This window comes from Arthrobacter echini (assembly GCF_004803505.1).
Taxonomy (GTDB): domain Bacteria; phylum Actinomycetota; class Actinomycetes; order Actinomycetales; family Micrococcaceae; genus Arthrobacter_D; species Arthrobacter_D echini.
In genome coordinates this window covers 49,671-73,020 of sequence record NZ_SSWH01000002.1, presented here as the reverse complement: position 1 = coordinate 73,020, position 23,350 = coordinate 49,671, and the positions used below count along the sequence as shown (strand labels likewise).

At 67.5% G+C, this 23,350-nt stretch carries 21 protein-coding genes and 2 tRNA genes; 16 read left to right on the top strand and 7 right to left on the bottom strand.

Annotated features, from left to right (window positions below):
• Positions 1-42 precede the first annotated feature (42 nt).
• The 3 genes from dnaG (at position 43) to E8P82_RS02775 (ending at position 3,723) form a co-directional block, all read left to right on the top strand.
• A complete protein-coding gene (gene dnaG / locus E8P82_RS02785) occupies positions 43-1,977 on the top strand; it encodes a DNA primase (RefSeq protein ID WP_136452978.1) in 1,935 nt (644 codons plus the stop codon).
• A 54-nt stretch (positions 1,978-2,031) separates the two neighbouring features.
• A tRNA-Asn gene (locus tag E8P82_RS02780) sits at positions 2,032-2,104 on the top strand.
• A 101-nt stretch (positions 2,105-2,205) separates the two neighbouring features.
• Positions 2,206-3,723, top strand: coding sequence for an SDR family oxidoreductase (locus E8P82_RS02775; RefSeq protein ID WP_136452977.1), 1,518 nt, complete (start codon positions 2,206-2,208; stop codon positions 3,721-3,723).
• Positions 3,724-3,756: 33 nt separating this feature from the next.
• On the opposite strand, the gene E8P82_RS02770 is transcribed toward E8P82_RS02775, so the two are convergent.
• Positions 3,757-4,983, bottom strand: coding sequence for a multidrug effflux MFS transporter (locus E8P82_RS02770; protein WP_246020909.1), 1,227 nt, complete (start codon positions 4,981-4,983; stop codon positions 3,757-3,759).
• A gap of 256 nt (positions 4,984-5,239) precedes the next feature.
• Between E8P82_RS02770 and E8P82_RS02765 the strand changes: the two genes are divergently transcribed.
• From E8P82_RS02765 to E8P82_RS02740, 6 genes are all read left to right on the top strand, one after another.
• Entirely contained in the window at positions 5,240-6,673 is a 1,434-nt protein-coding gene (locus E8P82_RS02765; RefSeq protein ID WP_246020908.1) for a sugar porter family MFS transporter, read from the top strand.
• A gap of 141 nt (positions 6,674-6,814) precedes the next feature.
• Positions 6,815-7,636 (top strand): phage holin family protein, encoded by an 822-nt coding sequence (locus E8P82_RS02760; protein WP_168796469.1) that lies wholly within the window; start codon positions 6,815-6,817, stop codon positions 7,634-7,636.
• A gap of 19 nt (positions 7,637-7,655) precedes the next feature.
• Positions 7,656-8,531, top strand: coding sequence for a DMT family transporter (locus E8P82_RS02755; protein WP_136452973.1), 876 nt, complete (start codon positions 7,656-7,658; stop codon positions 8,529-8,531).
• Positions 8,532-8,579: 48 nt separating this feature from the next.
• Positions 8,580-9,809: a glycosyltransferase gene (locus E8P82_RS02750; protein ID WP_136452972.1), complete on the top strand. Its 1,230-nt coding sequence runs from the start codon at positions 8,580-8,582 to the stop codon at positions 9,807-9,809.
• A 14-nt stretch (positions 9,810-9,823) separates the two neighbouring features.
• A tRNA-Ile gene (locus tag E8P82_RS02745) sits at positions 9,824-9,897 on the top strand.
• 213 nt (positions 9,898-10,110) lie between these two features.
• Positions 10,111-11,301 carry an acyl-CoA dehydrogenase family protein gene (locus E8P82_RS02740; protein ID WP_136452971.1) on the top strand — a complete coding sequence of 397 codons (1,191 nt, stop codon included), beginning with the start codon at positions 10,111-10,113 and terminating at the stop codon, positions 11,299-11,301.
• On the opposite strand, the gene E8P82_RS02735 is transcribed toward E8P82_RS02740, so the two are convergent.
• On the bottom strand, positions 11,298-11,984 hold the full coding sequence (locus tag E8P82_RS02735) for a M23 family metallopeptidase (protein WP_136452970.1): 687 nt from the start codon (positions 11,982-11,984) through the stop codon (positions 11,298-11,300). The two genes, E8P82_RS02740 and E8P82_RS02735, sit on opposite strands and share 4 nt — an antisense overlap.
• A gap of 368 nt (positions 11,985-12,352) precedes the next feature.
• Here E8P82_RS02735 and rpsB point away from each other — a divergent pair, with 368 nt between their 5' ends.
• The 5 genes from rpsB (at position 12,353) to E8P82_RS02710 (ending at position 16,712) form a co-directional block, all read left to right on the top strand.
• Positions 12,353-13,297 carry a 30S ribosomal protein S2 gene (gene rpsB, locus E8P82_RS02730; protein ID WP_136452969.1) on the top strand — a complete coding sequence of 315 codons (945 nt, stop codon included), beginning with the start codon at positions 12,353-12,355 and terminating at the stop codon, positions 13,295-13,297.
• A 37-nt stretch (positions 13,298-13,334) separates the two neighbouring features.
• Entirely contained in the window at positions 13,335-14,171 is an 837-nt protein-coding gene (tsf, locus tag E8P82_RS02725; RefSeq protein ID WP_136452968.1) for a translation elongation factor Ts, read from the top strand.
• 159 nt (positions 14,172-14,330) lie between these two features.
• Positions 14,331-15,080 (top strand): UMP kinase, encoded by a 750-nt coding sequence (pyrH, locus tag E8P82_RS02720; RefSeq protein WP_136452967.1) that lies wholly within the window; start codon positions 14,331-14,333, stop codon positions 15,078-15,080.
• A gap of 121 nt (positions 15,081-15,201) precedes the next feature.
• A complete protein-coding gene (gene frr / locus E8P82_RS02715; protein ID WP_136452966.1) occupies positions 15,202-15,759 on the top strand; it encodes a ribosome recycling factor in 558 nt (185 codons plus the stop codon).
• A complete protein-coding gene (locus tag E8P82_RS02710) occupies positions 15,759-16,712 on the top strand; it encodes a phosphatidate cytidylyltransferase (RefSeq protein ID WP_136452965.1) in 954 nt (317 codons plus the stop codon). The genes frr and E8P82_RS02710 overlap by 1 nt, the downstream gene beginning before the upstream one ends.
• A gap of 13 nt (positions 16,713-16,725) precedes the next feature.
• Here the strand turns inward: E8P82_RS02710 and E8P82_RS02705 are convergent, their stop codons facing one another.
• Genes E8P82_RS02705 through E8P82_RS02690 form a run of 4 tightly spaced genes read right to left on the bottom strand, consistent with a single transcriptional unit; the run spans position 16,726 to position 20,537 of the window.
• Positions 16,726-18,219, bottom strand: coding sequence for a sodium/solute symporter (locus E8P82_RS02705; protein ID WP_136452964.1), 1,494 nt, complete (start codon positions 18,217-18,219; stop codon positions 16,726-16,728).
• Positions 18,212-18,592 carry a DUF485 domain-containing protein gene (locus E8P82_RS02700; RefSeq protein ID WP_136452963.1) on the bottom strand — a complete coding sequence of 127 codons (381 nt, stop codon included), beginning with the start codon at positions 18,590-18,592 and terminating at the stop codon, positions 18,212-18,214. The genes E8P82_RS02705 and E8P82_RS02700 overlap by 8 nt, the downstream gene beginning before the upstream one ends.
• Positions 18,593-18,595: 3 nt before the next feature.
• Positions 18,596-19,330 carry a LytR/AlgR family response regulator transcription factor gene (locus E8P82_RS02695; protein ID WP_136452962.1) on the bottom strand — a complete coding sequence of 245 codons (735 nt, stop codon included), beginning with the start codon at positions 19,328-19,330 and terminating at the stop codon, positions 18,596-18,598.
• A 19-nt stretch (positions 19,331-19,349) separates the two neighbouring features.
• Entirely contained in the window at positions 19,350-20,537 is a 1,188-nt protein-coding gene (locus E8P82_RS02690; RefSeq protein ID WP_136452961.1) for a sensor histidine kinase, read from the bottom strand.
• A 234-nt stretch (positions 20,538-20,771) separates the two neighbouring features.
• Between E8P82_RS02690 and E8P82_RS02685 the strand changes: the two genes are divergently transcribed.
• Both E8P82_RS02685 and E8P82_RS02680 read left to right on the top strand, forming a co-directional pair.
• Positions 20,772-21,155, top strand: coding sequence for a DUF485 domain-containing protein (locus E8P82_RS02685; protein WP_136452960.1), 384 nt, complete (start codon positions 20,772-20,774; stop codon positions 21,153-21,155).
• Positions 21,152-22,789 (top strand): solute symporter family protein, encoded by a 1,638-nt coding sequence (locus tag E8P82_RS02680; RefSeq protein WP_136452959.1) that lies wholly within the window; start codon positions 21,152-21,154, stop codon positions 22,787-22,789. The genes E8P82_RS02685 and E8P82_RS02680 overlap by 4 nt, the downstream gene beginning before the upstream one ends.
• A 73-nt stretch (positions 22,790-22,862) precedes the next feature.
• Here E8P82_RS02680 and E8P82_RS02675 read toward each other — a convergent pair whose 3' ends face one another.
• Complete coding sequence (locus E8P82_RS02675; RefSeq protein WP_136452958.1) at positions 22,863-23,339, bottom strand: Lrp/AsnC family transcriptional regulator; 477 nt, start codon at positions 23,337-23,339, stop codon at positions 22,863-22,865.
• Positions 23,340-23,350 lie beyond the last annotated feature (11 nt).

Here is a 23,350-nt window from a genome sequence, read left to right as displayed (position 1 = left end):
CGGCTGCCGGTGCGCCGAGGGCGCAGGCCTAAACTGGATGCCATGGCCGGACTCATCAAGCGCGAAGACATCGATGAGATCCGTCAGCGGACGGACCTGAAAGAGGTCGTCGAGGCATACGTGACGCTGAAGTCCGCGGGTATCGGGTCGTGGAAGGGACTGTGCCCCTTCCACGACGAGCGCTCGCCGTCGTTCCACGTGCGCCCGCAGATGGGCTCCTACCACTGCTTCGGCTGCGGCGAGGGCGGGGACGTGATCTCCTTCGTGCAGAAGCTCGACCACACCTCCTTCAGTGAGACGGTGGAGAAGCTCGCGGCCAGGATCGGCCATGAACTCCACTACGAGGACGGCGGCACGGGGCCACGTCGGGAGGATGTCGGGCGGCGTCAGCGGCTCCTGGACGCCCACAAGATCGCCGCCGAGTTCTACCGGGACCAACTGCTCACCCAGGGCGCCGCAACCGCCCGCCAGTTCCTGCAGGACCGCGGGTTCGACCGCGCCGCCGCAGAGCACTTCGGTGTCGGGTACGCGCCGCAGGCCTGGGACGCCCTGCTGAATCACCTCACGGGTCGTGGCTTCACGATCGACGAGCTGAAGCTGACCGGAATGTTCAGCGCGTCCTCGACCAACGCCTCCCGCTTCTACGATCGCTTCCGCGGCCGCCTCATGTGGCCCATCCGCGACATCACGGGCGAGACCGTCGGCTTCGGCGCGCGCAGGCTCTACGAGGACGACCAGGGTCCCAAGTACCTGAACACCCCCGAGACCTCGCTCTACAAGAAGTCCCAGGTGCTGTACGGCATCGACCTGGCCAAGCGTGAGATCGCGAAGAACCGCCAGCTCGTCGTCGTCGAGGGCTACACCGACGTCATGGCCTGCCACCTCGCGGGCATCGGCACCGCCGTCGCCACCTGCGGTACGGCGTTCGGTGCCGACCACATCAAGATCGCCCGTCGCCTCCTGTCCGACGACGGCGCCGGAGGCGAGGTGATCTTCACGTTCGACGGCGACGCCGCCGGTCAGAAGGCGGCCCTGCGTGCCTTCGAGGAGGACCAGCGCTTCAATGCCCAGACGTACGTCGCCGTGGAGGCCTCCGGCGCGGATCCCTGCGACCTGCGGCAGGCAGGCGGCGACGACGCCGTGCGCGCTCTCATCGCCGATCGTCGTCCGCTGTTCGAATTCGCGATCAAGGCGTCCTTCGCCGACTACGATCTCTCCTCGGGGGAGGGTCAGGTCAAGGCTCTGCGGCATGCGGCACCGATCGTGGCGGCGATCCGCGACGTCTCGCTGCGTTCCACCTACACGCGGGAGCTCTCCCGCTGGCTCGGTATGCAGTACGTCGGTGAGGACCAGGTGGCGCGGGCCGTCTCCGCGGCGGCCCGTCGCCAGGGCGAGCCGTCCACAGGGCAGCGCCGGGGGGCCGATGCTCTCCCGCAGCAGAGACTCCAGCAGCAGAGCGGGCCGGGCGCCACCGGCGGTGGCACATCCTCCGAGGAACCGTTCTTCGAGCGCCCCGACCCGCGGGATCCGATCGCCCGCATGGAGCGCGAGGCACTCGAGGTGGTCCTCCAGCAGCCGACGCTGCTCACCGCGGTGCAGTGGGAGTCGTTCTCCGCCTTCCGTTTCACCTCCTCCGCCTACGCGGCGGTGCATACGGCGGTCCTCGCTGCGGGAGCAGCGGGGACGGAACTCTCCCGCTGGGTCGAATCGGTGCGCGACGGTGTGCCCGATGTGCTGCGACCCCTGGTCAGCGAACTCGCCGTCCGTCCGCTGCCCGCCAAGGACGCCGAGGCCATGGTGAGCTACTGCCGGGACATCCTCAACAGGCTCACCGAACTGCGGATCACGCAGCAGAAGGCGGACAAGCTCGGGCAGCTCCAGCGCATGGATCCCGCAACCGATCCGGCGCTCTACAACCAGGTCCAGCGCGACCTCATGGAGCTCGAGATGCAGCGCCGGCAGCTGCGCGAGGAGTGAACCCCGAGCGATTTCACTTCGCTGGGGAAGATCTGTAATGTTGGGCCTGCGCTTTCCTCCGTAGCTCAATTGGCAGAGCATTCGACTGTTAATCGAAGGGTTACTGGTTCAAGTCCAGTCGGAGGAGCTCATGAGCCCCTGACCAGTGGAAACACCGGTCAGGGGCTTCGTCGTCCTTCCAGGTGGCTCCCCGGTAGCACTGTCGGTGGGCGGGCGTAGTGTGAGCGCATGGACAACGAAGGCAGGCTCATCCTCGTCACCGGTTCCACGGGGTACATCGGCGGGCGGCTCGTCACGAAACTGGTCGCGGACGGTCACAGGGTCCGCGTGATCGTGCGCTCGCCGCAGAAGCTCAAGGACGTTCCCTGGGCGGGCTCCGTCGATATCGTGCAGGGTGATCTCCAGGATGCCGGAACCATGCGCGAGGTCAGCAAGGGCGTGGACACGCTCTACTACCTCGTCCACTCCATGGGTTCCGGGAAGAACTTCGACGAGCGTGAGTCCGAGATCGCGCGCGTCGTCTCGGAGGCCGCCACCGAGGCAGGGGTGCGTCGCATCGTGTACCTGGGCGGTCTCCACCCCGACGGCGTCGAACTGTCGACCCACATGCGCTCGCGGACGCAGGTCGGCGAGATCCTGCTGGCATCGGGCACACCGACCATCGCCTTCCAGGCCGGGGTCGTCATCGGGTCGGGGTCCGCGTCCTTCGAGATGATCAGGCACCTCTCCGACGTGCTGCCGGTCATGCCCGCGCCCAAGTGGGTCCTGAACCGCATCGAGCCGATCGCCGTGCGCGACGTCATCCACTATCTGCAGGGTGCGCTCGATCTCCCGGAGGGCCTGAACCGGACCTTCGATCTCGGGTCGCGGGAAGTGCTGACCTACGCGGAGATGATGAACCAGTACGCGCTCGCAGCGGGACTGCCGAGACGCACCATCCTGGCACTGCCCGTGCTCACCCCCCGCCTGGCGGGCCACTGGGTCAATCTCGTGACACCGATCCCGAGGGCCATGGCCATGCCGCTCGTGGAGTCCCTGCAGCACGACGCCGTCACCGCCGAACACGATATCGACGAGTACATCGGCCTCCCCGAGGGCGGACTGACGGGTTACCGGCGAGCCGTGGACCTCGCGCTGGGCAAGATGCGCGGGGGAGAGGTGGAGACGAGCTGGGCCGGTGCCTCGCAGGTCGGCGCAGAAGCAGATCCGCTGCCCTCCGATCCACAGTGGGCCGGGCATACCGTGTACACGGATGTGCAGACCTACAGCTCGACGGCGTCGCCGGAGCGGCTGTGGAGCGTGGTCGAGGGGATCGGCGGGGACAACGGCTGGTACTCCTGGACCGTCGGCTGGGCTGCTCGCGGCTGGATGGACAAGATCGTCGGCGGCGTCGGTCTTCGCCGCGGACGCCGGGATGCCAGCGAACTCCACACCGGGGAGGCACTCGACTTCTGGCGGGTGGAGGAGCTCGTCCGCGGAGAGCGACTGCGGCTCCGCGCTGAGATGAAGGTCCCGGGCAGGGCCTGGCTCGAGTTCATGGTGGCACCGGACGGCTCGGGCAGCGACTACTACCAGCGCGCGGTCTTCTTCCCCTACGGGCTCTCGGGACGCCTGTACTGGCTCGCGGTGCTTCCTTTCCACGGCTTCATCTTCAAGGCGATGGCCCGCAACATCGCAAGGGCTGCTGAGAAACTGCCGAGGAAGCCACGACCGGAGAAGTCACAGCCCGAGTCGTCCCGCGTCTGAGCCGGTCCGTTCCGGTGCAGCCCTGACGCAGAACTACTGCAGCGCGGGAACGGACCGGGGTCGTACCACCGTCCAGAGGAAGGTGGTCCCCAGGGCGACACACGCGGCCATGACGAGGGCCATCGGCGTCGCCGATTCGATGCCCTCGCCGAGCAGCCCCACCAGGGGCGAGACGAGCCCGGCCGTGCCGAACGTGACCGCGCCGAGCAGGGAAGCAGCCGTTCCGGCCTGCGCACCGTTGTTGATCAGGGCCAGCACCTGCACGCAGGGGAAGACGAAGCCGGTTGCCATGATGTAGCACCACAGCGGCAGGGCCGTCCCCCAGAAGCCGAAGCCGAGCTGGTCGGAGGCCACGATCAGCAGAGCCATCACGAGTTGGACGATCGTCGCTGCGGCGATGACCCATTGCGGACCGACCCGACGCAGCACGCGGGCGCTGATCTGGACGCCGGCGACGATGCCGAGCGAGTTGACCGCGAAGAGCAGGCCGTACTGCTGCTCGTCGAGCCCGTACGGGCCCTGGAAGAGGAAGGGCGAGGCGGACAGGTAGGAGAAGAGCCCGGAGAAGTTCATGCCTCCCACCAGCAGGATCCCGATGAAGATCCGGTCGCCGAGCACGAGGCGGTACCGCTGCCCCACGCTCAGCCCGGACTGACGACGACGCTCCCTGGGCAGGGTCTCGACGATGAAGATCGACACGGCGGCGATCACCAGTGCTCCGTAGCCTGCGAGGAACCAGAAGACGCCCGGCCAGGGGAAGAGCAACAGCAGCTGGGAGCCGATCACGGGAGCGAAGATGGGTGCCATACCGTTCACGAGCGCCATGTAGGAGAGCATGCGCACCAGCGTGTACCCGCCGAAGAGGTCCCTGACCATCGCCATCGCGACGACGCCGCCGCCGGCTGCCCCCACACCCTGGAGCACCCGGAAGAGCATCAGTGCGGAGATGTCCTCGGAGGTCGCCGCGCCGATGGACGCTCCCACATGCAGACTCGTCGCCATGACGACCGGGAGGCGACGTCCCACGGCGTCGCTGAGCGGACCCACGAGCAACTGGCCTGCGGCGAAGCCGAGGACCGTTCCGGTGAGCGTCAGCTGGATCGCGGCCTCCGTGACATCGAGATCCGCGCGCAATGCCGGGAACGCGGGCAGGTAGAGGTCGATCGTGAACGGTCCGAGCGCCGTCAGCGTGCCCAGGATGACGACGTAGACGATCTTCTCGCGCCGCGAGAGGAGGTCGCCGGGTTGGGGGGTGCTCACGTTGCTGCCTAACGGGACGGCCTGAGTGCAGGAGGTGGCCGGTCGGTGCCGGGAGAGGAGCGCGACGACGGCCTGACCGATCATAGCTGCTCCACCGATGTCCCCGGTGTCCCCGGTCGTCCGCGCACCGGGGCGACGAGCCGTGCTCGAGGCACCGTGCTCGATGGACCGTGCTCGATGGACCGTGCCGGATTGCTGTGGGAGCGCTTCGCTCTGACGTAGGGTGATGAGCACGGAACGAGCAGGGAGATCGAACATGGACAAGAACGACGCGGGTGCGGCCCAGACGGAGTCGCCGAAGCACCTCGCCCGGGTGATCGGCATCAGTGTGGCGGCAGCGGTCGGCGGCCTGCTGTTCGGCTTCGACACGGCCGTCATCAACGGAGCCGTCGACTCCATCCAGGCGGACTTCGATCTGAGCCCCAGCGTGCTGGGTTTCACCGTCGCCATCACGCTCCTGGGCTGTGCGATCGGTGCCTGGTTCGCCGGTGGTCTCGCCGATCGCTGGGGTCGCAAGAAGGTCATGGTCGCCGCAGCGATCCTCTTCGCGGTCAACTCCGCGGGATCGGGCTACGCCTTCTCGGAGTGGGACCTGATGGCCTGGCGACTCGTCGGCGGTCTCGCCATCGGTACCGCCTCCGTGATCGTCCCCGGCTACATCGCGGAGATCGCACCGACGAAGTGGCGCGGTGGTCTGGCCTCGATCCAGCAGCTCGCCATCACGGTCGGGATCTTCGCCGCCCTGCTCTCCGACGCTTCCCTCGCCAACGCTGCCGGTAGCGCGGGGGCCGAGCTCTGGTGGGGACTTGCCGCCTGGCGCTGGATGCTCCTCGTCGGCGTCGCTCCCGCGGTCATCTACGGCATCCTGGCCCTGGTGATTCCGGAATCACCCCAGTTCCTCATCCGTGCCGGACGAGACGCGGAAGCTGCAGGGGTCCTGTCGCGCGTGTCGGGGGTGCGTGACACCGATACCAGGATCACGCAGATCCGCCAGAGCTTCCAGCGTGAGGATCGTGCGTCCTACCGGGACCTGCGCGGTAACGCCCTCGGACTGCAGCCGATCCTGTGGATCGGCATGGCCATCGCGGCCCTGCAGCAGCTCGTCGGGATCAACGCGATCTTCTACTACTCCACAACGCTGTGGAAGTCGGTCGGCTTCAGCGAGTCGGACTCCTTCACGACGTCGGTGATCACGTCCGTCATCAACGTCTCCATGACCTTCGTCGCGATCTTCTTCGTCGACCGGATCGGCCGGCGTCGCCTGCTCCTCATCGGTTCGGTCGGCATGACCGTCGGGCTGCTGGCGGCGACGCTCTCCTTCTTCCAGGCGGAGGGCACCGGTGACGACATCACACTGCCCGGCGCATGGGGTCCCGTGGCCCTGGTCGGTGCGAATCTGTTCGTCATCTTCTTCGCTGCCACCTGGGGTCCTGTCATGTGGGTGACCCTCGGGGAGATGTTCCCCAACCGCATCCGTTCGATCGCGCTGGGAGTCGCCACCATGGTCAACTGGATCTTCAACTTCATCGTCACCCTCACGTTCCCGTGGGTGAGCGAGAATCTCGGACTGTGGGTGATGTACGCGGCGTTCACCGTGTTCGCCGTGCTCTCCTTCATCTTCGTGCGCACCCGACTGCCGGAGTTCATGAACAAGGACCTCGAGGACAACACGGAACTCAGACCGGTCTGAGCAGGCGCGGCCGGCACGGTCGGGCCCCGATCGGGTGCCGGGCGCTCCTCCAGGTTCGCCCGGCACATCCGGCTGAGGTCCCGGTGGTAATTTTGTTCAAGCGATTATTCGGCAGGAAACTCAGGAATGGAGGCAGGGCCTATGACCAGCTCGGCCAGTACGCGTGTCAGGCGCCCCATGGGCTCGCTCTCACTCTTCGGACTCATCAAGGTGCTCGGGCGTCTCACGCCCCGGCAGATCAGCGACGAATTCTCCATCGCCGTCACGGAGCTGAAGCAGAAGGGCATCAAAGCGGGTGTTGCGGCTGCATTCCTCGTCGTGGCTCTGGTGTTCGCCCTGTTCTTCGCCGTTGCGCTCGTCGTCGCGGCCATCATGGGTCTTGCAGAGCTGATGTCGGCCTGGCTCGCCGCCCTGCTGGTGGCGCTGCTCTTCCTCGTGATCGCCGGCGTGCTCGCACTGATCGGGGTCTCCCGCTTCAGGAAGCAACTGCCGCTGCTGCCCGAGAAGGCCATCTACGGTGTGCGCTACGACCTCGGTGTCCTCAGGGAGGGCAGGAGCTTCGATCCTGCGACCCTCGACGTGAAGAAGTCCAAGGACGACAAGGACAAGGACGGCAAGGACTCGGACGACAGGGACTCCACACCCAAGGAGCCGAGGCCCTCGTACGAGGAGCTCCGCGGACGCACGGGGGAGCGCCGCGAGCACATGGCGGAGGCGCGCGACTCACTCGGGGCGAAGGCGGACGTCAAGACGCGTCTCGAGAAGGCCCGGCACCGCTCATCGCAGCCCCGACCGGCACGGGGTGCTACGAGGGCGTCGCGGAGCGACGAGGTCGCGGCGGTATCGGTGCGTCGCGTCGTCTCGCACAACACGAGCATCGCAGACCGGTGGAAGCCGTTGAGCGTCCTGACAGCATCGGTTGCAGCCATGATCGTCATGCTGCGTCGCCTCCTGACGAAGTAGGGTCCAGCCGGCAGAACGCGTGCCTCTCCTGGCGATCCTGCTCGCTCTGCTCAGTGCGTTCTTCCTCGCGTTCGGGGCGCAACGGCAGGGTACCGCGGTGCGGACGAGCACCGGTGGATCACCCCTCGCGCCGGCAGGATTCATCCGGCTCCTGTCGAATGCGCGCTGGTTGCTCGGGCTCGCACTGCTCGGTATCGGTACGGTACTCAATGTGGCCGCGCTGACCCTTGCGAGTCTGACCGTGGTGCAGCCCATCGGTGCGATCGCACTGGTGGTCACCACCATCGTCAATTCGCACGATCAGGGAATCCGTATCAATCGCCCCACCGTGGCGGCCATCGCCGCATGCGTCAGCGGTAGCGCCCTGTTCGTGATGCTCGCCGTGACGGTGACGCGCGACAATCGAGCCATAGACGCGGATCAGGAGTCCTCCGTGGTCCTGCTGCTCGGTCTGGCCGTGGTCCTCTTCGGCTCCGTCGTGGCCATCGGCCGTGGACGGCTCGGCGCGTCGGTCTACATCCTCGGCGCCGGTGTCCTCTTCGGTCTCGTCGCTGTCCTGACGAAGATCGCCGCGAGTCACCTGCTCGAGCCCAACGGACGTCTGCTGCTGAATGTGCCCGGGCTCACGCTGGTGTCCCTCGTGGCGGCGGCTGCTCTGGGGTCCTGGTTCGTGCAGAATGCCTACGCCACCGGACCGCCCGACCTCGTCATCGCCGGGCTCACCGTGATCGACCCGATCATCGGTATTGCCATCGGCATCTCGATTCTCGACGAGCTGCAGCCGCAGGTACGCATGCTCACCGCGTTCTGGATGGGTGTATCAGCCCTCATTGCTATTGTGGGGGTGGTCGCGCTGTCCCGCCATCATCCCGATGTCGCGCAGCGAAAGCGCTGACGCCATCACCACCATCCAGACCGACCCATCGACGTAGGGGACCCACTCGTGAGTGACCCGGCTGATTTCAGGCCTCTGACCATTCTGATCGCCGCCGAGACGTACCCGCCGAATCTGAACGGAGCGGCCCAGTTCGGGTACCGGCTCGCGAAGGGGATGACGTCGCGAGGGCACAGGGTGCATGTCCTGGCTCCGGGTGCCTCCGACGGCGGCAGCTTCACCGAGGAAGGTGGCGACTGGACGGTGCACCGCCTCCGCTCGCACGGTGTTCCCACCCATGACTACTGGCGGCTGTGCTACCCGTGGGAGATCAAGCGTGACATCGATCTCCTCCTCGACGAGGTGGCGCCCGATGTCGTGCACATCCAGTGCCACTACATGGTGGGGAAGCAGACCCTGGAGGCCGCGGTCCGACGTGGTATCCGTGTGGTCGCGACGAACCACTTCATGCCCGAGAATCTCAACCCCTTCCTTCCCTTCCCGCAGTGGCTCAAGAACGTCATCGCGCGGAACTCATGGAAGGACATGGGGAAGGTGATGGGCAAGGCCGCCGCCGTCACCACACCGACTCCGCTCGCTGCGCAGGCGATGCTCGAGAAGGCTCTCCTGCCGGGCGTGCTCCCGGTCTCCAACGGCATCGACTCGGCGAACTACGAGCCCGGCGCCGGTGAGACGCTCGAGCGGAGTCCGGATCCCACGGTCCTGTTCGTGGGTCGACTCGCCGAGGAGAAGCACGTCGACGTGCTCATCGATGCGGTAGCCAGGGTGCCCGAGCGGCTGCGTGTGCGCCTCGAGATCGTCGGCGGCGGTGAGGTCAAGCCGGCGCTGCAGGCGCAGGTCGCGCGGCTCGGCATCGGGGACAGGGTGAGCTTCCTCGGACTGGTCGACGACGCCGAGCTGCGCAGACGGTATCTCTGCGCGGATCTCTTCTGCCAGCCCGGCACGGCCGAACTGCAGTCGCTGGTGACCCTCGAGGCCATGTCCGCCTCCACCCCGGTGCTTCTCGCCGATGCGATGGCGCTCCCGCACCTGGTCCTCGAGGGTGAGAACGGCTATCTCTTCACCCCGGGTGACTCCGGTGAGCTGGCACGCCGCATCACCGAGATCTTCGAGCTGCCCGACGAGGATCGGCGGAGGATGGGCGCGGCGAGCCGGGAACTGGTGAACAGGCACGACATCAAGGCCACCCTCGAGACGTTCGAGGGACTCTACTACGGGGTGGTGCCCGCTGATGGTTGGGCGCACATCTCCTCGGGGCCGGCGCTGCGCATAGAATGAGAGCTGCACGGCCGGGGGCTGTAGCTCAGCTGGTTAGAGCAGCGGACTCATAATCCGTTTGTCCTGGGTTCAAGCCCCAGCAGCCCTACGATCCGGCAGTCGTGAACCGCCGGGGACAGGCGCCGTCCTGTACGGCAGGACGGCGCCTGTCTCGCTTCGGGCGCCACACACCCGAGGAGGGAACGGTAGTGGCGCCCTAAGTTACCCGCGGGTAACATAAGGGTACGAGTGCAGTGCGCCTCTCACGCGACCGGCGTGATCGAGGAGCGCTGGAGGCCGCCGACCGGAGTGAGGCAATTCCATGAGCAAGACATCGATCGATCCAGACAACCTGCCGTACGCGGATGGAGATTTCTATTCCTTCGAGGATCTCCTGACGGACAAGGAACGGTCGCGACTGGAGGAGATCCGCTCCTGGCTGGCGCGGGAGATCCGCCCGAACGCCATCGACTGGTGGAACCAGGGAGTGTTCCCGCAGGAGCTCATCCCGAAGATCGCGGAGCTGGATCCGATGAGCCCCGTCCACCGCCAGGGCTACTCGAATCTGTTCGCGGGAATCTGCCACGCGGAATTCACGCGTGCCGACGCATCGGTTGCCACCTTCCTGGGCGTTCACGACGGTCTGTTCACGGGATCGATCGAGGCGCTCGCGTCGAAGGAGCAGCAGGAGCAGTGGCTGCCGGACATCTACGCCCTGAAGAAGATCGGGGCCTTCGGCCTCACCGAGCCGCTCGGCGGATCCGACGTCGCCGGTGGGACCCGGACGACGGCGCGCCGTGACGGCGACACCTGGATCCTCAATGGAGCCAAGCGCTGGATCGGCAACGCCACGTTCTCCGACTGGGTGGTCATCTATGCGCGCGACGTCGAGGACAACCAGGTCAAGGGCTTCATGGTGGACACCACCACACCCGGTTTCTCGTCGACGAAGATCGAGAACAAGATCGCGTTGCGGACCGTCGAGAACGCGGACATCGTCCTCGAGAACGTGGTGATCTCGGACGACTTCCACCTCAAGGGTGCGAACAGCTTCCGCGACACGAACAAGGTCCTCAAGGTCACGCGGCTCGCCGTGGCATGGCAGGCGGTGGGCCAGCAACTGGCCGCGTTCGACGTCGCACGCCGGTACGCGGTCGAGCGCGAGCAGTTCGGCCGGCCGATCGCGAGCTTCCAGCTCGTGCAGCAGCAGCTGGTGCAGATCCTGGGCAACGCCATGAGCTCGATGGGCATGATGGTGCGCCTGTCCCAGCTGGAGGACGCAGGCAAGGCCAGGGACGAGCAGTCCGCCCTCGCCAAGGCTTTCACCACCGCCCGGATGCGCGAGAGCGTTGCCGCCGGACGCAACATCCTGGGAGGCAACGGGATCGTCGCAGACTACGGGATGGCGAAGATCTTCTCGGACTCGGAGGCGATCTACTCCTACGAGGGCACGCAGGAGATCAACACCCTCGTGACCGGCCGGTCGATCACCGGCATCGCGGCGTTCGTCTAGGCGAAGGGTGCTGCCGCCCCCGTCCGGCCGTCGGGTAGGGGCAGCAGCACCGACGGGCGGCGGTCCATGACGAACATCAGCGGATCGACGTAGTCCCCGTCCACCCGCACCCCCCAGTGGAGGCATCGGCCGCAGTGTACGCGTCGATCGGTGACGTCCACGGTGACGTCCACGGTGGCGACCAGCTGACCCCGGCGTACCGGTGAGCCCCTGGCCAGATCCGTGGTCACCGGCTCGAAGCTGCTGATCCGTCCACCGCCGTGATCGATGGACAGCACGCCGCGGTCCACCACTGTCCCGGCGAAGGACACCACCCCATCGGCTGGGCTCAGCACCGGCGCGGACCCGGCGGGGGCCGGGGACAGATCAACACCCCGATGACCACGCGCCCATCGCTGTGCGGGCCCGTCGAAGGGGCGCAGCACCTCCGGGACAGGCTCCAGCGGCCATGACCACTCGGGGACGAAGGTGCCGGATGCGGCAGGAACGTCGTGCGCTGCGGGCGGGACCGCGGGCAGGGCCGGTTCTGCGGGCGGGGCCAGGGTGGTCACGAGGAGAACCAGGATCGCGACGAGGCTGCGAACCGGTCTGCCACGGCGAAGGGCTGATGCGCCGGTCTGCCTGTGCGCGCGCACGAAGCATGCGATGACGGATGGTCCTGCCGGTAGGGATCGGCTGTTCATGAGGCCATTGGGCACCCCCGCCGGCAGTCACGTCCGGTGTTCTGTGGGCTATGTGGACATCCGGTGCCGGCCGGGAGGCTTCCGCGCTGTAGTACACTGGAGCCAGCAGTCTGCTGCTTACCCATCTCTGTGCCCACGGGCGCGACGACGGCGAATCGGTCGGCTGACTACGCGTGTCTACTGCTCGGTGCCCGGCAAGGGCGCCGCGATTCCCGCCCGACGGTCCGGCGATGTCCGGTGCGGGCGGTGATGTCCGTCGGGACGAGTCGACACCAGGATGTAGCGGCCACCCCGGTCCTACTACGAGAACCGTCAACAAGCTCTCGGCAGCGCCCTGCGCTCGAGCCGAAGCTGAGGAAAGGCATGTCATGCCAGTAGTCACCATGCGCCAGCTGCTCGACAGCGGCGTCCACTTCGGCCACCAGACCCGTCGCTGGAACCCGAAGATGAAGCGCTTCATCTTCACCGAACGCAACGGCATCTACATCATCGATCTCCAGCAATCGCTGGGCTACATTGATCGAGCCTACGAGTTCGTGAAGGCAACGGTCGCGCACGGCGGTACCGTCCTGTTCGTCGGCACCAAGAAGCAGGCCCAGGAAGCCATCGCCGACCAGGCGTCCCGCGTGGGCCAGCCCTATGTCAACCAGCGCTGGCTCGGTGGCATGCTCACCAACTTCCAGACGGTGTCCAAGCGCATCCAGCGGATGAAGGAACTCGAGGAGATCGACTTCGACGACGTCGCCGGGTCGAGCCACACCAAGAAGGAACTGCTGCTGCTGCGTCGCGAGCTCACGAAGCTGCAGGGCAACCTCGGCGGTATCCGCAATCTCACCAAGGCTCCCTCGGCCGTGTGGGTCGTCGACACCAAGAAGGAGCACCTGGCCATCGACGAGGCGCGGAAGCTGAACATCCCGGTCGTCGCCATCCTGGACACCAACTGCGATCCCGACGAGGTCGACTTCCCGATTCCCGGCAACGACGACGCCATCCGCGCCGTGAACCTGCTCACGCGGGTCGTCGCCGACGCGGTGGCCGACGGTCTGATCGCCCGGAACAACCGCTCTAACTCCTCCGACGCCTCGGCTCCTGAGGAGCCCATGGCCGAGTGGGAGCGTGAGCTTCTCGAGGGCGCGTCGGCGGAGGAGGGTGCTCCGGCTACATCGGAGTCACCGGCTGCCGACCAGGCTCCCGCCGAGGCGGAGAGCCTCGCCGCCGAGACGCCCGCAGCGACCGACGTGCCGGCCGAGGAGGTCCCCGGAGCAGCCGAGGAGCTGCCCGCCGTCACGGAGCAAGCCCCCACCGGCGAGTAGTCTCCCTCCGAAGATCCACATCAACTCAGGAGTACATATGGCAAACTTCACTGCCGCTGATATCAAGGAACTGCGCGAGCGCACGGGCGCCGGCATGATGGACGTCAAGAAGGCCCTCGACGAGGCCGACGGCGATGCCGACAAGGCACTCGAACTGATCCGCATCAAGGGTCTGAAGGGCGCCACCAAGCGCGAGGGCCGCTCCACCGCCGAGGGCCTCGTCGCCGCTCGGGTCGAAGGCGGCGTGGGTGTCATGGTCGAGGTCAACTGCGAGACCGACTTCGTCGCCAAGGCAGGGCCGTTCATCGATTTCTCGAACAAGGTGCTCACCGCTGCCATCGAGTCGGGAGCCACGGACGTCGAGTCGCTCCTGACGTCGCAGTTCGAGGGCAAGGCCGTCTCCGAGCACGTCGTCGAGGCCGGCGCGCTGCTCGGGGAGAAGGTGGATGTCCGGCGGATCGCACGCGTCGAGGGACAGCTCGTCGATGCCTACCTGCACAAGACCTCCAAGGACCTCCCGGCGCAGGTCGGCGTGCTGTTCGCGGCCGAGGGCTCGGGTGATGCTGCCGCCGAGGCCACGCACGACGTCGCCGTGCACATCGCCGCCTACTCACCGACGTACCTGACGCGCGACGACGTCCCCGCTGAGCTCGTGGAGTCGGAGCGTCGCATCGCCGACGAGACGGCGCGTGCGGAGGGCAAGCCGGAGCAGGCCCTGACGAAGATCGTCGAAGGTCGGCTGACCGGCTTCTTCAAGGAGGGTGTCCTGCTGGACCAGGCGTTCGCCAAGGACGCGAAGAAGTCCGTCGCCACGGTACTCGACGAGGCCGGGGTGAAGGCCACGGCCTTCGCACGCTTCCGCGTGGGAGCCTGAGACCGGACCACAGCTCGACGTCGAAGGGCGGCTGCCGCACGGTGGCCGCCCTTCCTCGCGCCCGCAGCATGCACCGTATCCTGTAACGGGTCCCTCACCATTTCCCCACCGGCCGTCCGACCAGGAACGGCGTACCGCACCATGCCCGGGAGGCACTTCATGGCCACTTCTTCCACAGCCCCGACAGCTCCCACAGGCGGTAGCGGGAGCAGGAGACGGGTTCTGCTGAAGCTCTCGGGCGAGGTGTTCGGGGGCGGCAAGCTGGGCGTGGATCCGGAGACGGTGCGGGCCGTGGCTGAACAGATCGCCGCGACGGTGGACACCGTCGAGGTGGCGATCGTCGTGGGCGGAGGCAACTTCTTCCGGGGCGCAGAGCTGTCCCAGAGCGGCATGGACCGCTCCCGGGCCGACTACATGGGTATGCTCGGCACCGTCATGAACTGCCTCGCCCTGCAGGACTTCCTGGAACAGGCCGGCGTGGAGACGCGTGTGCAGAGTGCCATCACCATGGGCCAGGTCGCCGAGGCATACATCCCGCGGCGGGCCATCAGGCATCTCCAGAAGGGCCGGGTGGTCATCTTCGGCGCCGGCGCCGGTCTGCCGTACTTCTCCACCGACACCGTGGCGGCCCAGCGCGCGCTGGAGGTGCATGCCGACGAGGTGCTGATGGCCAAGAGCGGCGTGGACGGCGTCTACACCGCCGACCCCCACAAGGATCCGACGGCAGAGAAACTCCACACCCTCTCCTACGACGACGCCCTGCGCCGGGACATCAGGGTGATGGACCAGACGGCCATGACCATGTGCAAGGACAACGACCTGACCATGGTGGTGTTCGGGATGGAGGGCGAGGGCAATGTCTCCCGCGCCATCCGGGGCGAGAAGCTCGGCACCGTCATCACGCGGTGACCACGGCATGATCACGTGATGATCGTGCGCCCGCCGGCGACGGCAGCCGGAGAAGAGCCGTGAACTAGGATTGACCACTGGAACGGTTGCCGGGCAACCGAGTGCGGACGAAGGAGACATTGTGATCGAGGACACCCTGCTGGAAGCCACCGACAAGATGGACAAGGCCGTGGAGGTCGGCAAGGACGACTTCGCGACCGTCCGGACCGGACGTGCGAACGCGGCCATGTTCTCGAAGGTGGTGGTCATGTACTACGGGGCGCCCACGCCGCTGCAGCAGCTGGCATCCTTCCAGAACCCCGAGGCGCGGACGCTGCTCATCACTCCCTTCGACCGCGGCGCGATGAACGACATCGAGAAGGCGCTGCGTGACTCCGATCTCGGCGCCAACCCCTCCAACGACGGCAATGTGATCCGCGTGGTCCTGCCCGAACTGACGCAGGAGCGCCGCAAGGAGTACGTCAAGCTCGTCAGGACGAAAGCGGAGGACGCGAAGATCTCCATCCGCAACATCCGGCGCAAGGCCAAGGACGGCATCGACAGGGCGGTCAAGGACGGCGACGCCGGTGAGGACGAGGGCTCGCGTGCGGAGAAGGAACTCGATGCGCTGACCAAGTCCAGGGTGGATCTGATCGACGAGCTGCTCAAGCGCAAGGAAGCCGAGCTGCTCGAGGTCTGATGGCTGATCTCGATCCTCCCGGCCCCGGGCCGTCGGCGGCAGCCGGAGGCGCGGCGCCTGCTCCCGAAGCGCAGCAGGAGGACTCCGCACGGCGCGGGATACTGCGCCGGCGCAGGGCCGGGGCCGACCCCAACAGGACATCGCGGGCAGGTCGCAATCTGCCGGCCGCCACGGGCGTCGGGTTGGCGCTGCTGATCCCGGTCCTGGTCGGACTCCTGTTCTTCCCGATCATCTTCGTCGGCATGGTGACGCTCTTCGGCGTCGTGGGTGTCTGGGAGATCCGAAGGGCACTGGCCATCCGGCACATCCGTGTCCCGCTCGTCCCCACCATGGCCGGAGCGCTGGTGCTGCCGTTCGCCGGCTACTTCGGCGGAGGCGAGGGGATCGGTGCGGCTGTCGCCGGCTCGCTGCTCCTGCTGTTCGTGTGGCGCTCCCTCGATCCCTCACCCGACGCGGCCCGCGCGCTCACGGCGGGGGCCTTCACACTCCTCTGGGTACCGTTCACCCTCAGTTTCGCCATGGTGCTGATGCGCGCGGAGGACGGCTTCAGGGTCATCATCACGCTGCTGCTCCTGGTGGTCGCCAATGACACGTTCGGCTACCTCATCGGCGCGTCCTTCGGCAAGCACGCGATGGCGCCGAGGATCAGCCCCAAGAAGTCGTGGGAGGGCTTCGGCGGTTCCATCGGCGGGGCGCTGGTGGTCGGGGGTCTCGGCGCCGTGTTCCTGCTCGGGCAGCCCGTGTGGCTGGGACTGGCGCTCGCCGTCGCCGTGGTCGCCGCAGCAACAGCCGGTGACCTCGCGGAATCGATGATCAAGCGTGAGCTCGGCGTGAAGGACATGAGCAACATCCTGCCGGGCCACGGCGGCGTGATGGACCGCCTCGACTCGATCGTCTTCGCCGCCCCGACGGCCTATCTGCTCTCCGCCACGCTGATCCCCGGTCTGCTCTGAGCCACCGGGACACCTAGCGCTGCTCCGGTGTGTGGAGCCGGGCGAGGACGCGTGAGGCCGAGGCAGGGCGTCGTCGGGCGGTGGCGCGGGAGACCAGCACCATGGTGGCGAATGCTGCCGGAACGCTCCACAGAGCCGGCTGCGCCAGCCAGTCGAGGCCGTTCCCCCGGCCCGGGCCCAGGACGGCGGTCGCGGTGATCGCACCTCCGCACAGGACCGCTCCCGTGAGCATGCCGGCCACCGCCCCGGCGTCCGTGAGGCCACGCCACCAGATCCCGAGCAGCAGCAGCGGGCAGATGGTGGAGGCGGTGAACGCGAAGACCGAGCCGACGCTGCCCGCCAGCGCCGTGCTGTCCGTCAGCAGCGCGAAGCCCAGGGGAACGAGGGCTGACAGGAGCGCAGCCCGCCGGAATCCCGTGACGCTGCCGTGGAAGAACTCCTGACTGATGACACCGGCGAGGGACACCACCAGACCGCTCGTGGTGGAGAGGAATGCGGCGAAGGCGCCCGCGGTCACGAGCGCCGAGAGGAGATCGCCCGTGGTCCCGTCGATGATCCGTCCGGGCAGCAGGAGAACGGTGGCGTCCGACATGCCGGAGGCCGCGAGTTCGGGAGTGTGGATGCGCCCCAGGATCCCGTACACCGTGGGAAGGAGATAGAAGACGGACAGGAGCCCGAGGACTATCAGGGTGGTCCTGCGCGCGGAGGCGCCATCGGGATTCGTGTAGAACCGCACCAGGACATGGGGCAGACCGAGCGTGCCGAACAGCAGCGCGATGACCAGGGAGATGGTGCCGTAGAGGGACGCGTCCGCCGACGTGTCCAGCTCCGTGGTGAAGGCGCTGCCGCCACCCGTGACGGGACTGCCGTCCGCGCCCAGCCGGAGGAGGATGAACACCACCGGGACGGCGAGGGCCGTGAGCTTGAGCCAGTACTGGAAGGCCTGGACGAAGGTGATCGAGCGCATCCCTCCGGTGAGGACGCTGAGATACACCACGACGACGACGGCGACCGGACCGACCCAGGAGGGCAGACCGGTGGTGATGCGCACGGTCAGGGCGGCGCCGTGCAGCTGCGGCACGATGTACAGCCAGCCCACCACGATCACCAGCACGCTGGTCACGCGCCGCACCAGCAGGGAGTCGAGCCGGGACTGCGCGAAGTCCGGGACGGTGTAGGCGCCCGAGCGCCGCAGCGGGGCAGCCACGAACAGCAGCAGCATGAGGTAGCCGGCCGTGTAGCCGATCGGGAACCACAGGGCATCCACACCGGAGACCAGGATCAGCCCGGCGATACCCAGGAAGCTCGCCGCCGAGAGGTACTCGCCTCCGATGGCCGAGGCGTTCCACCACGGCCGGACCGTCCGCGATGCCACGTAGAAGTCGTCCGTGGTGCGGGAGACGCGCAGGCCGTAGACGCCGATCAGGACCGTGCTCAGGATGACGACGACGAGCGCGGCGTAGCCCACCGCAGGATCGACGTCGAGGCCCGTGCCGGTCTCAGTCATCGTCGACGAGATCCTGGAAGCGGCGCTCGTTGCGCGTGGCACTGCGGACGTACAGCACGGCGCTGCCGATCACGAGCGGGTAGATGCCAAGACCGAGGAGCAGCCAGGGGACGGGCACCGTCGCGATCCTCACGCCGTTGATGTCGGGGAACACCGCCAGGAGCACCGGGATGCTGATGAGGATCACGAGGAACCCCCCGGCGACCACCACCGCCAGGCGCAACTGCGATCGGATCAGCGAGGCGACGAAGAGCTCGCCCACCTCGGACTGCTCGGCCATCTCGCGTGCCACGGGGAAGGACGCACCGGTGGCGCGGGCCGCACTCCGCGGCGCCGTGACGCGTACCCGGTGCGGGGGCTGCGGCTGGTCCACGGCTCAGTGGCCCGGGCGGAGGCGCGTGGCCTCCAGCTTCTCCCGAACGTCGGGCAGGTGGCGGCGGCTGACCGGCAGCTCCGCGTCTCCCACGAACAGGCTGGCGCGCCCGGCATTGATGCGGACCTTGCGCACCTGATCCATCGCCACGAGGTAGGAGCGGTGCGTCCGGAGGAACCCGGCCTGCGCCCATTGGCGCTCGAGGTCGTTGAGCGGAATGCGGATCAGGTAGCTCGCCTCGACGGTGTGCAGACGGGCGTAATCGCCCTGGGCCTGGACGTAGCGGACGTCGTCACGCCGGATCATGCGGCTCACACCACCCTGGTCCACGGTGATGACCTCCGGCGCCGGCGTGGAGCCCTCCATGAGCTCGCAGATCCGTCGGACCGACTCGGCGAGGCGCTCGGTGCGTACGGGCTTGAGGAGATAGTCGAGCGCGCGGAGATCGAAGGCCTCCACGGCGCGGTCCTCGTCCGCCGTGACGAAGACGACGGGAGGAGGTTTGCGGAAGCGCGAGATGACGCGGGCGATGTCCAGCCCGGACAGGGAGGGCATGTGGATGTCGAGGAAGAGCGCGTCGACGGGGTACTTCTCGAGCGCCCTGAGCGCCTCGGCCCCGCTGGAGGCGCGGTGGATCGTCCCGATCCGGGCATCGCGGCCGAGCAGGAACGCCAGTTCCTCGACGGCGGGGAGTTCGTCATCGGCGACGACGACATTGGCAGGGACAACAGTGACCATGGCTCATAGGCTACGCGTCTCACACGCGGTGCCCGGGCTGGGACTTGGGGACCCGCATGGTAATCAGCGTCCCAGCACCGGGCGCCGTGTCGATGACGAGACCGTGATCGTTCCCGTAGACCTGGCGCAGACGCAGATCGACGTTGCGCAGTCCCACGTGGACACCTTCGGTGTGGCCCGCGAGGACGGAGCGCAGATGCTCCGGTTCGATCCCGACGCCGTCGTCCTCGATGGTGATCTCCGCGAACGTGCCGGCGTCGTGCGCGGTGATGGCGATGTTCCCGATACCGTCCTTCGAGTCCAGGCCGTGGCGCACCGCGTTCTCGACGAGCGGCTGGAGGCTCAGGAAGGGGATGACGGTACCGAGGACCTCCGGTCCCACGTTCAGGCTGACCCTGAGCCGGTCACCGAACCGGGCACGCTCGAGCAGGAGGTAGCGATCGATGCTCAGCAGCTCCTCGGCGACCGTGGTGAACTCACCGTGACGGCGGAAGGAGTAGCGCGTGAAGTCCGCGAACTCGACGACCAGCTCGCGGGCCCGCTCGGGATCCGTGTTGATGAAGGAGGCGATGGCATTGAGGGAGTTGTAGATGAAGTGCGGGCTGATCTGGGCGCGGAGGGCACGGAGCTCGGCCTCGGCGAGGAGCCGGCGGGAGGAGTCCAGCTCGGCGAGTTCCACCTGGGTCGAGACCCACCCGGCGAGTTCGTTGGTGGCCCGGACCAGGCCGGCACGGACCACGCTCGAGAAGGCCCCGACGGTGCCCACCACACGGTTCTCCACCCGCACGGGGCAGAGCACGAGCTCGCCGAGCTCCACGAGCTGCGCATCGATCACGCTCTGGCGCCGGAAGATCTGCGTGCGGCCGCTGCCGAGCACCTGCTCCACCAGCGGCATCACCTCCTGCTGCGCCGAACGTCCGCCCTCCCACGCGAGGACGCCGGCGTCGTCGGTGATCACGAGCACGTCGCAGCGCAGGAGTCCGCGCAGATGGCGGCTCGCCTTCTGTGCTCCTGCGGGCGTGAGGCCCTCGCGCAGGTACTCGGAGGCCAGGGCGGCGGTGTGGAGGGTCGCGTAGGTCGCGCGGTCGGCGTCGGATCCGAGGTCGCGGGAGGAGCGTGAGAGGCGGAAGCCGAGCGAGGCGACGACGGCGAGAGTGACGGCGGCGACGGCGCACACCAGGGCGGTGTCGACGGCGGCGCTGAACATCGCCCCAGACTATCCGGACCGCATCGGACCCAGGTCGACGGCGGAGGTCGACCGTTCGTCGTACCGGCCGACCGTTCACCGCACGCGGCGGCGCACTCACCGAGCGGGTGGCGGGAGCAGGTGGCGGTGATCACCGTCGTGCCCCACAGTGATGACAGTCACACCGATGTGCCCTGCCGAGCGGCGGGGATGCCGCCCTGCGGCGAGGGTGACGTCCGAACCGAAGGAGCAATCATGGGTTTCCACCCAGTAGAGCCGCCTGCCGGCTCCGGCGCTGCCGTGGACTTCACCGAGGTCCAGCAGACCGAGCAGTTCAGGGAGCTGCGCAAACGCCACCGCAGTTTCGTCTTCCCCATGGCGGTGTTCTTCCTGCTGTGGTACTTCGCCTATGTCCTCCTGGCCGACTACGCCCATGACTTCATGGCCACACCGGTCGTCGGGAACATCAACATCGGCATCATCCTCGGGCTGCTGCAGTTCGTCAGCACGTTCGTCATCACCATGTGGTACGTGAGCTACGCCAACCGGCGTCTCGACCCGATCGCGGCCGAGCTGCGGCACGAGCTCGAGGAAGCCGCACCAGAAGCGTTCATCGATCCGGCAGGCGGAACCAAATGATCTCCCTCGGCAGTGCGGTGCTCCGCGTACCGCTCCAGACCGTCGAGTCGACGAGTGTCGGCTCCCCGGTCCTGAACATCTCCATCTTCGGTGCGTTCGTCGCGATCACCCTGGTGATCGTGCTGCGGGCCAGCCGCAACAACAAGACGGCGGCCGACTACTATGCGGCGGGCCGTTCGTTCACCGGTGGCCAGAACGGCACGGCGATCGCGGGGGACTATCTCTCGGCCGCCTCCTTCCTCGGCATCGTGGGCGCCATCGCCATCAACGGCTACGACGGCTTCCTGTACTCCATCGGCTTCCTCGTGGCGTGGCTCGTGGCCCTGCTCCTGGTGGCCGAGCTGCTCCGCAACACCGGCAAGTTCACCATGGCCGACGTGCTGTCCTTCCGCCTCAGGCAGCGGCCGGTGAGGATCGCCGCGGCCATCACCACCCTGGCGGTCTGCTTCTTCTACCTCCTCGCCCAGATGGCCGGTGCCGGAGGGCTCGTCTCACTCCTGCTGGGCATCGACGACCGCCTCGGCCAGTCGCTGGTGATCACGGTGGTCGGTGTCCTCATGATCATGTACGTGCTGATCGGCGGCATGAAGGGCACCACCTGGGTGCAGATCATCAAGGCCTGCCTGCTGATCGCCGGCGCGTTCATCATGACCATCTGGGTCCTCGCCCGCCACGGGTTCAATCTCTCCACGCTGCTGGGGGCGGCGATCGAGACCTCCGGCAACCCGGCCATCACCGGACCGGGCCTGCAGTACGGCGTCAGCGCCCTCACGCGGCTGGACTTCCTGTCCCTGGCGCTCGCACTGGTCCTGGGCACCGCGGCCCTGCCGCACGTCCTGATGCGCTTCTACACCGTGCCCACCGCCAAGGAGGCCCGCCGCTCGGTGGTGTGGGCCATCTGGCTCATCGGCGCCTTCTACCTCTTCACGCTCGTGCTCGGCTACGGCGCCAGCGCGCTCATCGGCGCGGAGCGCATCCAGGCCGCACCCGGAGGCGTCAACTCGGCGGCGCCGCTGCTGGCCTACGAGCTCGGCGGGTCCATCCTGCTCGGGCTGATCTCGGCCGTGGCCTTCGCGACCATCCTGGCCGTCGTGGCCGGATTGACCATCACGGCCGCCGCGTCCTTCGCCCACGACATCTACGCCAGCGTCATCCGCAAGGGCAGGGTGGACGCGGACGGTGAGGTGAAGGTGGCGCGGCGCACCGTGATCGTCATCGGGCTCCTGTCCATCGCGGGCGGTATCGGCGCACAGGGTCAGAACGTGGCGTTCCTCGTGGCGCTCGCCTTCGCGGTGGCCGCCAGTGCCAATCTGCCGACCATCCTCTACTCGCTGTTCTGGAAGAGGTTCAACACCCAGGGCGCCGTGTGGAGCATGTACGGCGGTCTCGGCTCGGCCATCCTGCTGATCGCGCTCTCGCCGGTGGTCTCCGGTGGGGAGAAGTCGATGATCCCGGGCGCCGATTTCTCGGTCTTCCCGCTCAGCAACCCCGGTATCGTCTCGATTCCGCTGGCGTTCCTGCTCGGCTGGCTCGGCACCGTGCTGTCCAGGACCGTGGAGGACCCCATGAAGCAGGCGGAGATGGAGGTCCGCTCACTCACGGGTGTCGGCGCCGAGAAGGCCACCGACCACTGACATCGACCCGTTCCACGACGCGAGGCCGTCCCGGTAGGGGCGGCCTCGCATCGTGTCGGGCGCGCCACCCGATTCACGCCGGCGGCAGCGGCCCGCGTTCGAGCAGCGGCTCCACCCGGAACGGCACGAGCTCGCCCATCGCCAGGGAGGTGTCGCACCGCTCGACGCCGTCGCACGCGAGGATCTTGCCGTTGATACGGAAGAGGTCCTCGGCGTCCACGGCGACGACGCGGACCAGGATGTCCGCCTGACCGGTCAGCCCGAAGGCCTCGATGACCTCCGGGATCGCGGCGATGCTGGTGGTGATGGAGGCGAGTTTCTGCTGCTGGACATGCACGTGGATGAAGGCGGTGAGCGGGTACCCGAGGGAGACGGTGTTGATGCGCCGCTCGAAGGAGAGGAACACGTGTTTCCTCTCGAGGTGACCCATCCTCGCCTGCACGGTGTTCCGCGACAGACCCAGTCGCTGCGCGAGGGCGACGACGGTGCGCCGCGGGTCCTTCGCCATGGCGAGCAGGAGGCGCATGTCCGTGCGATCGAGGGGTTGCATAGTGCGCAACG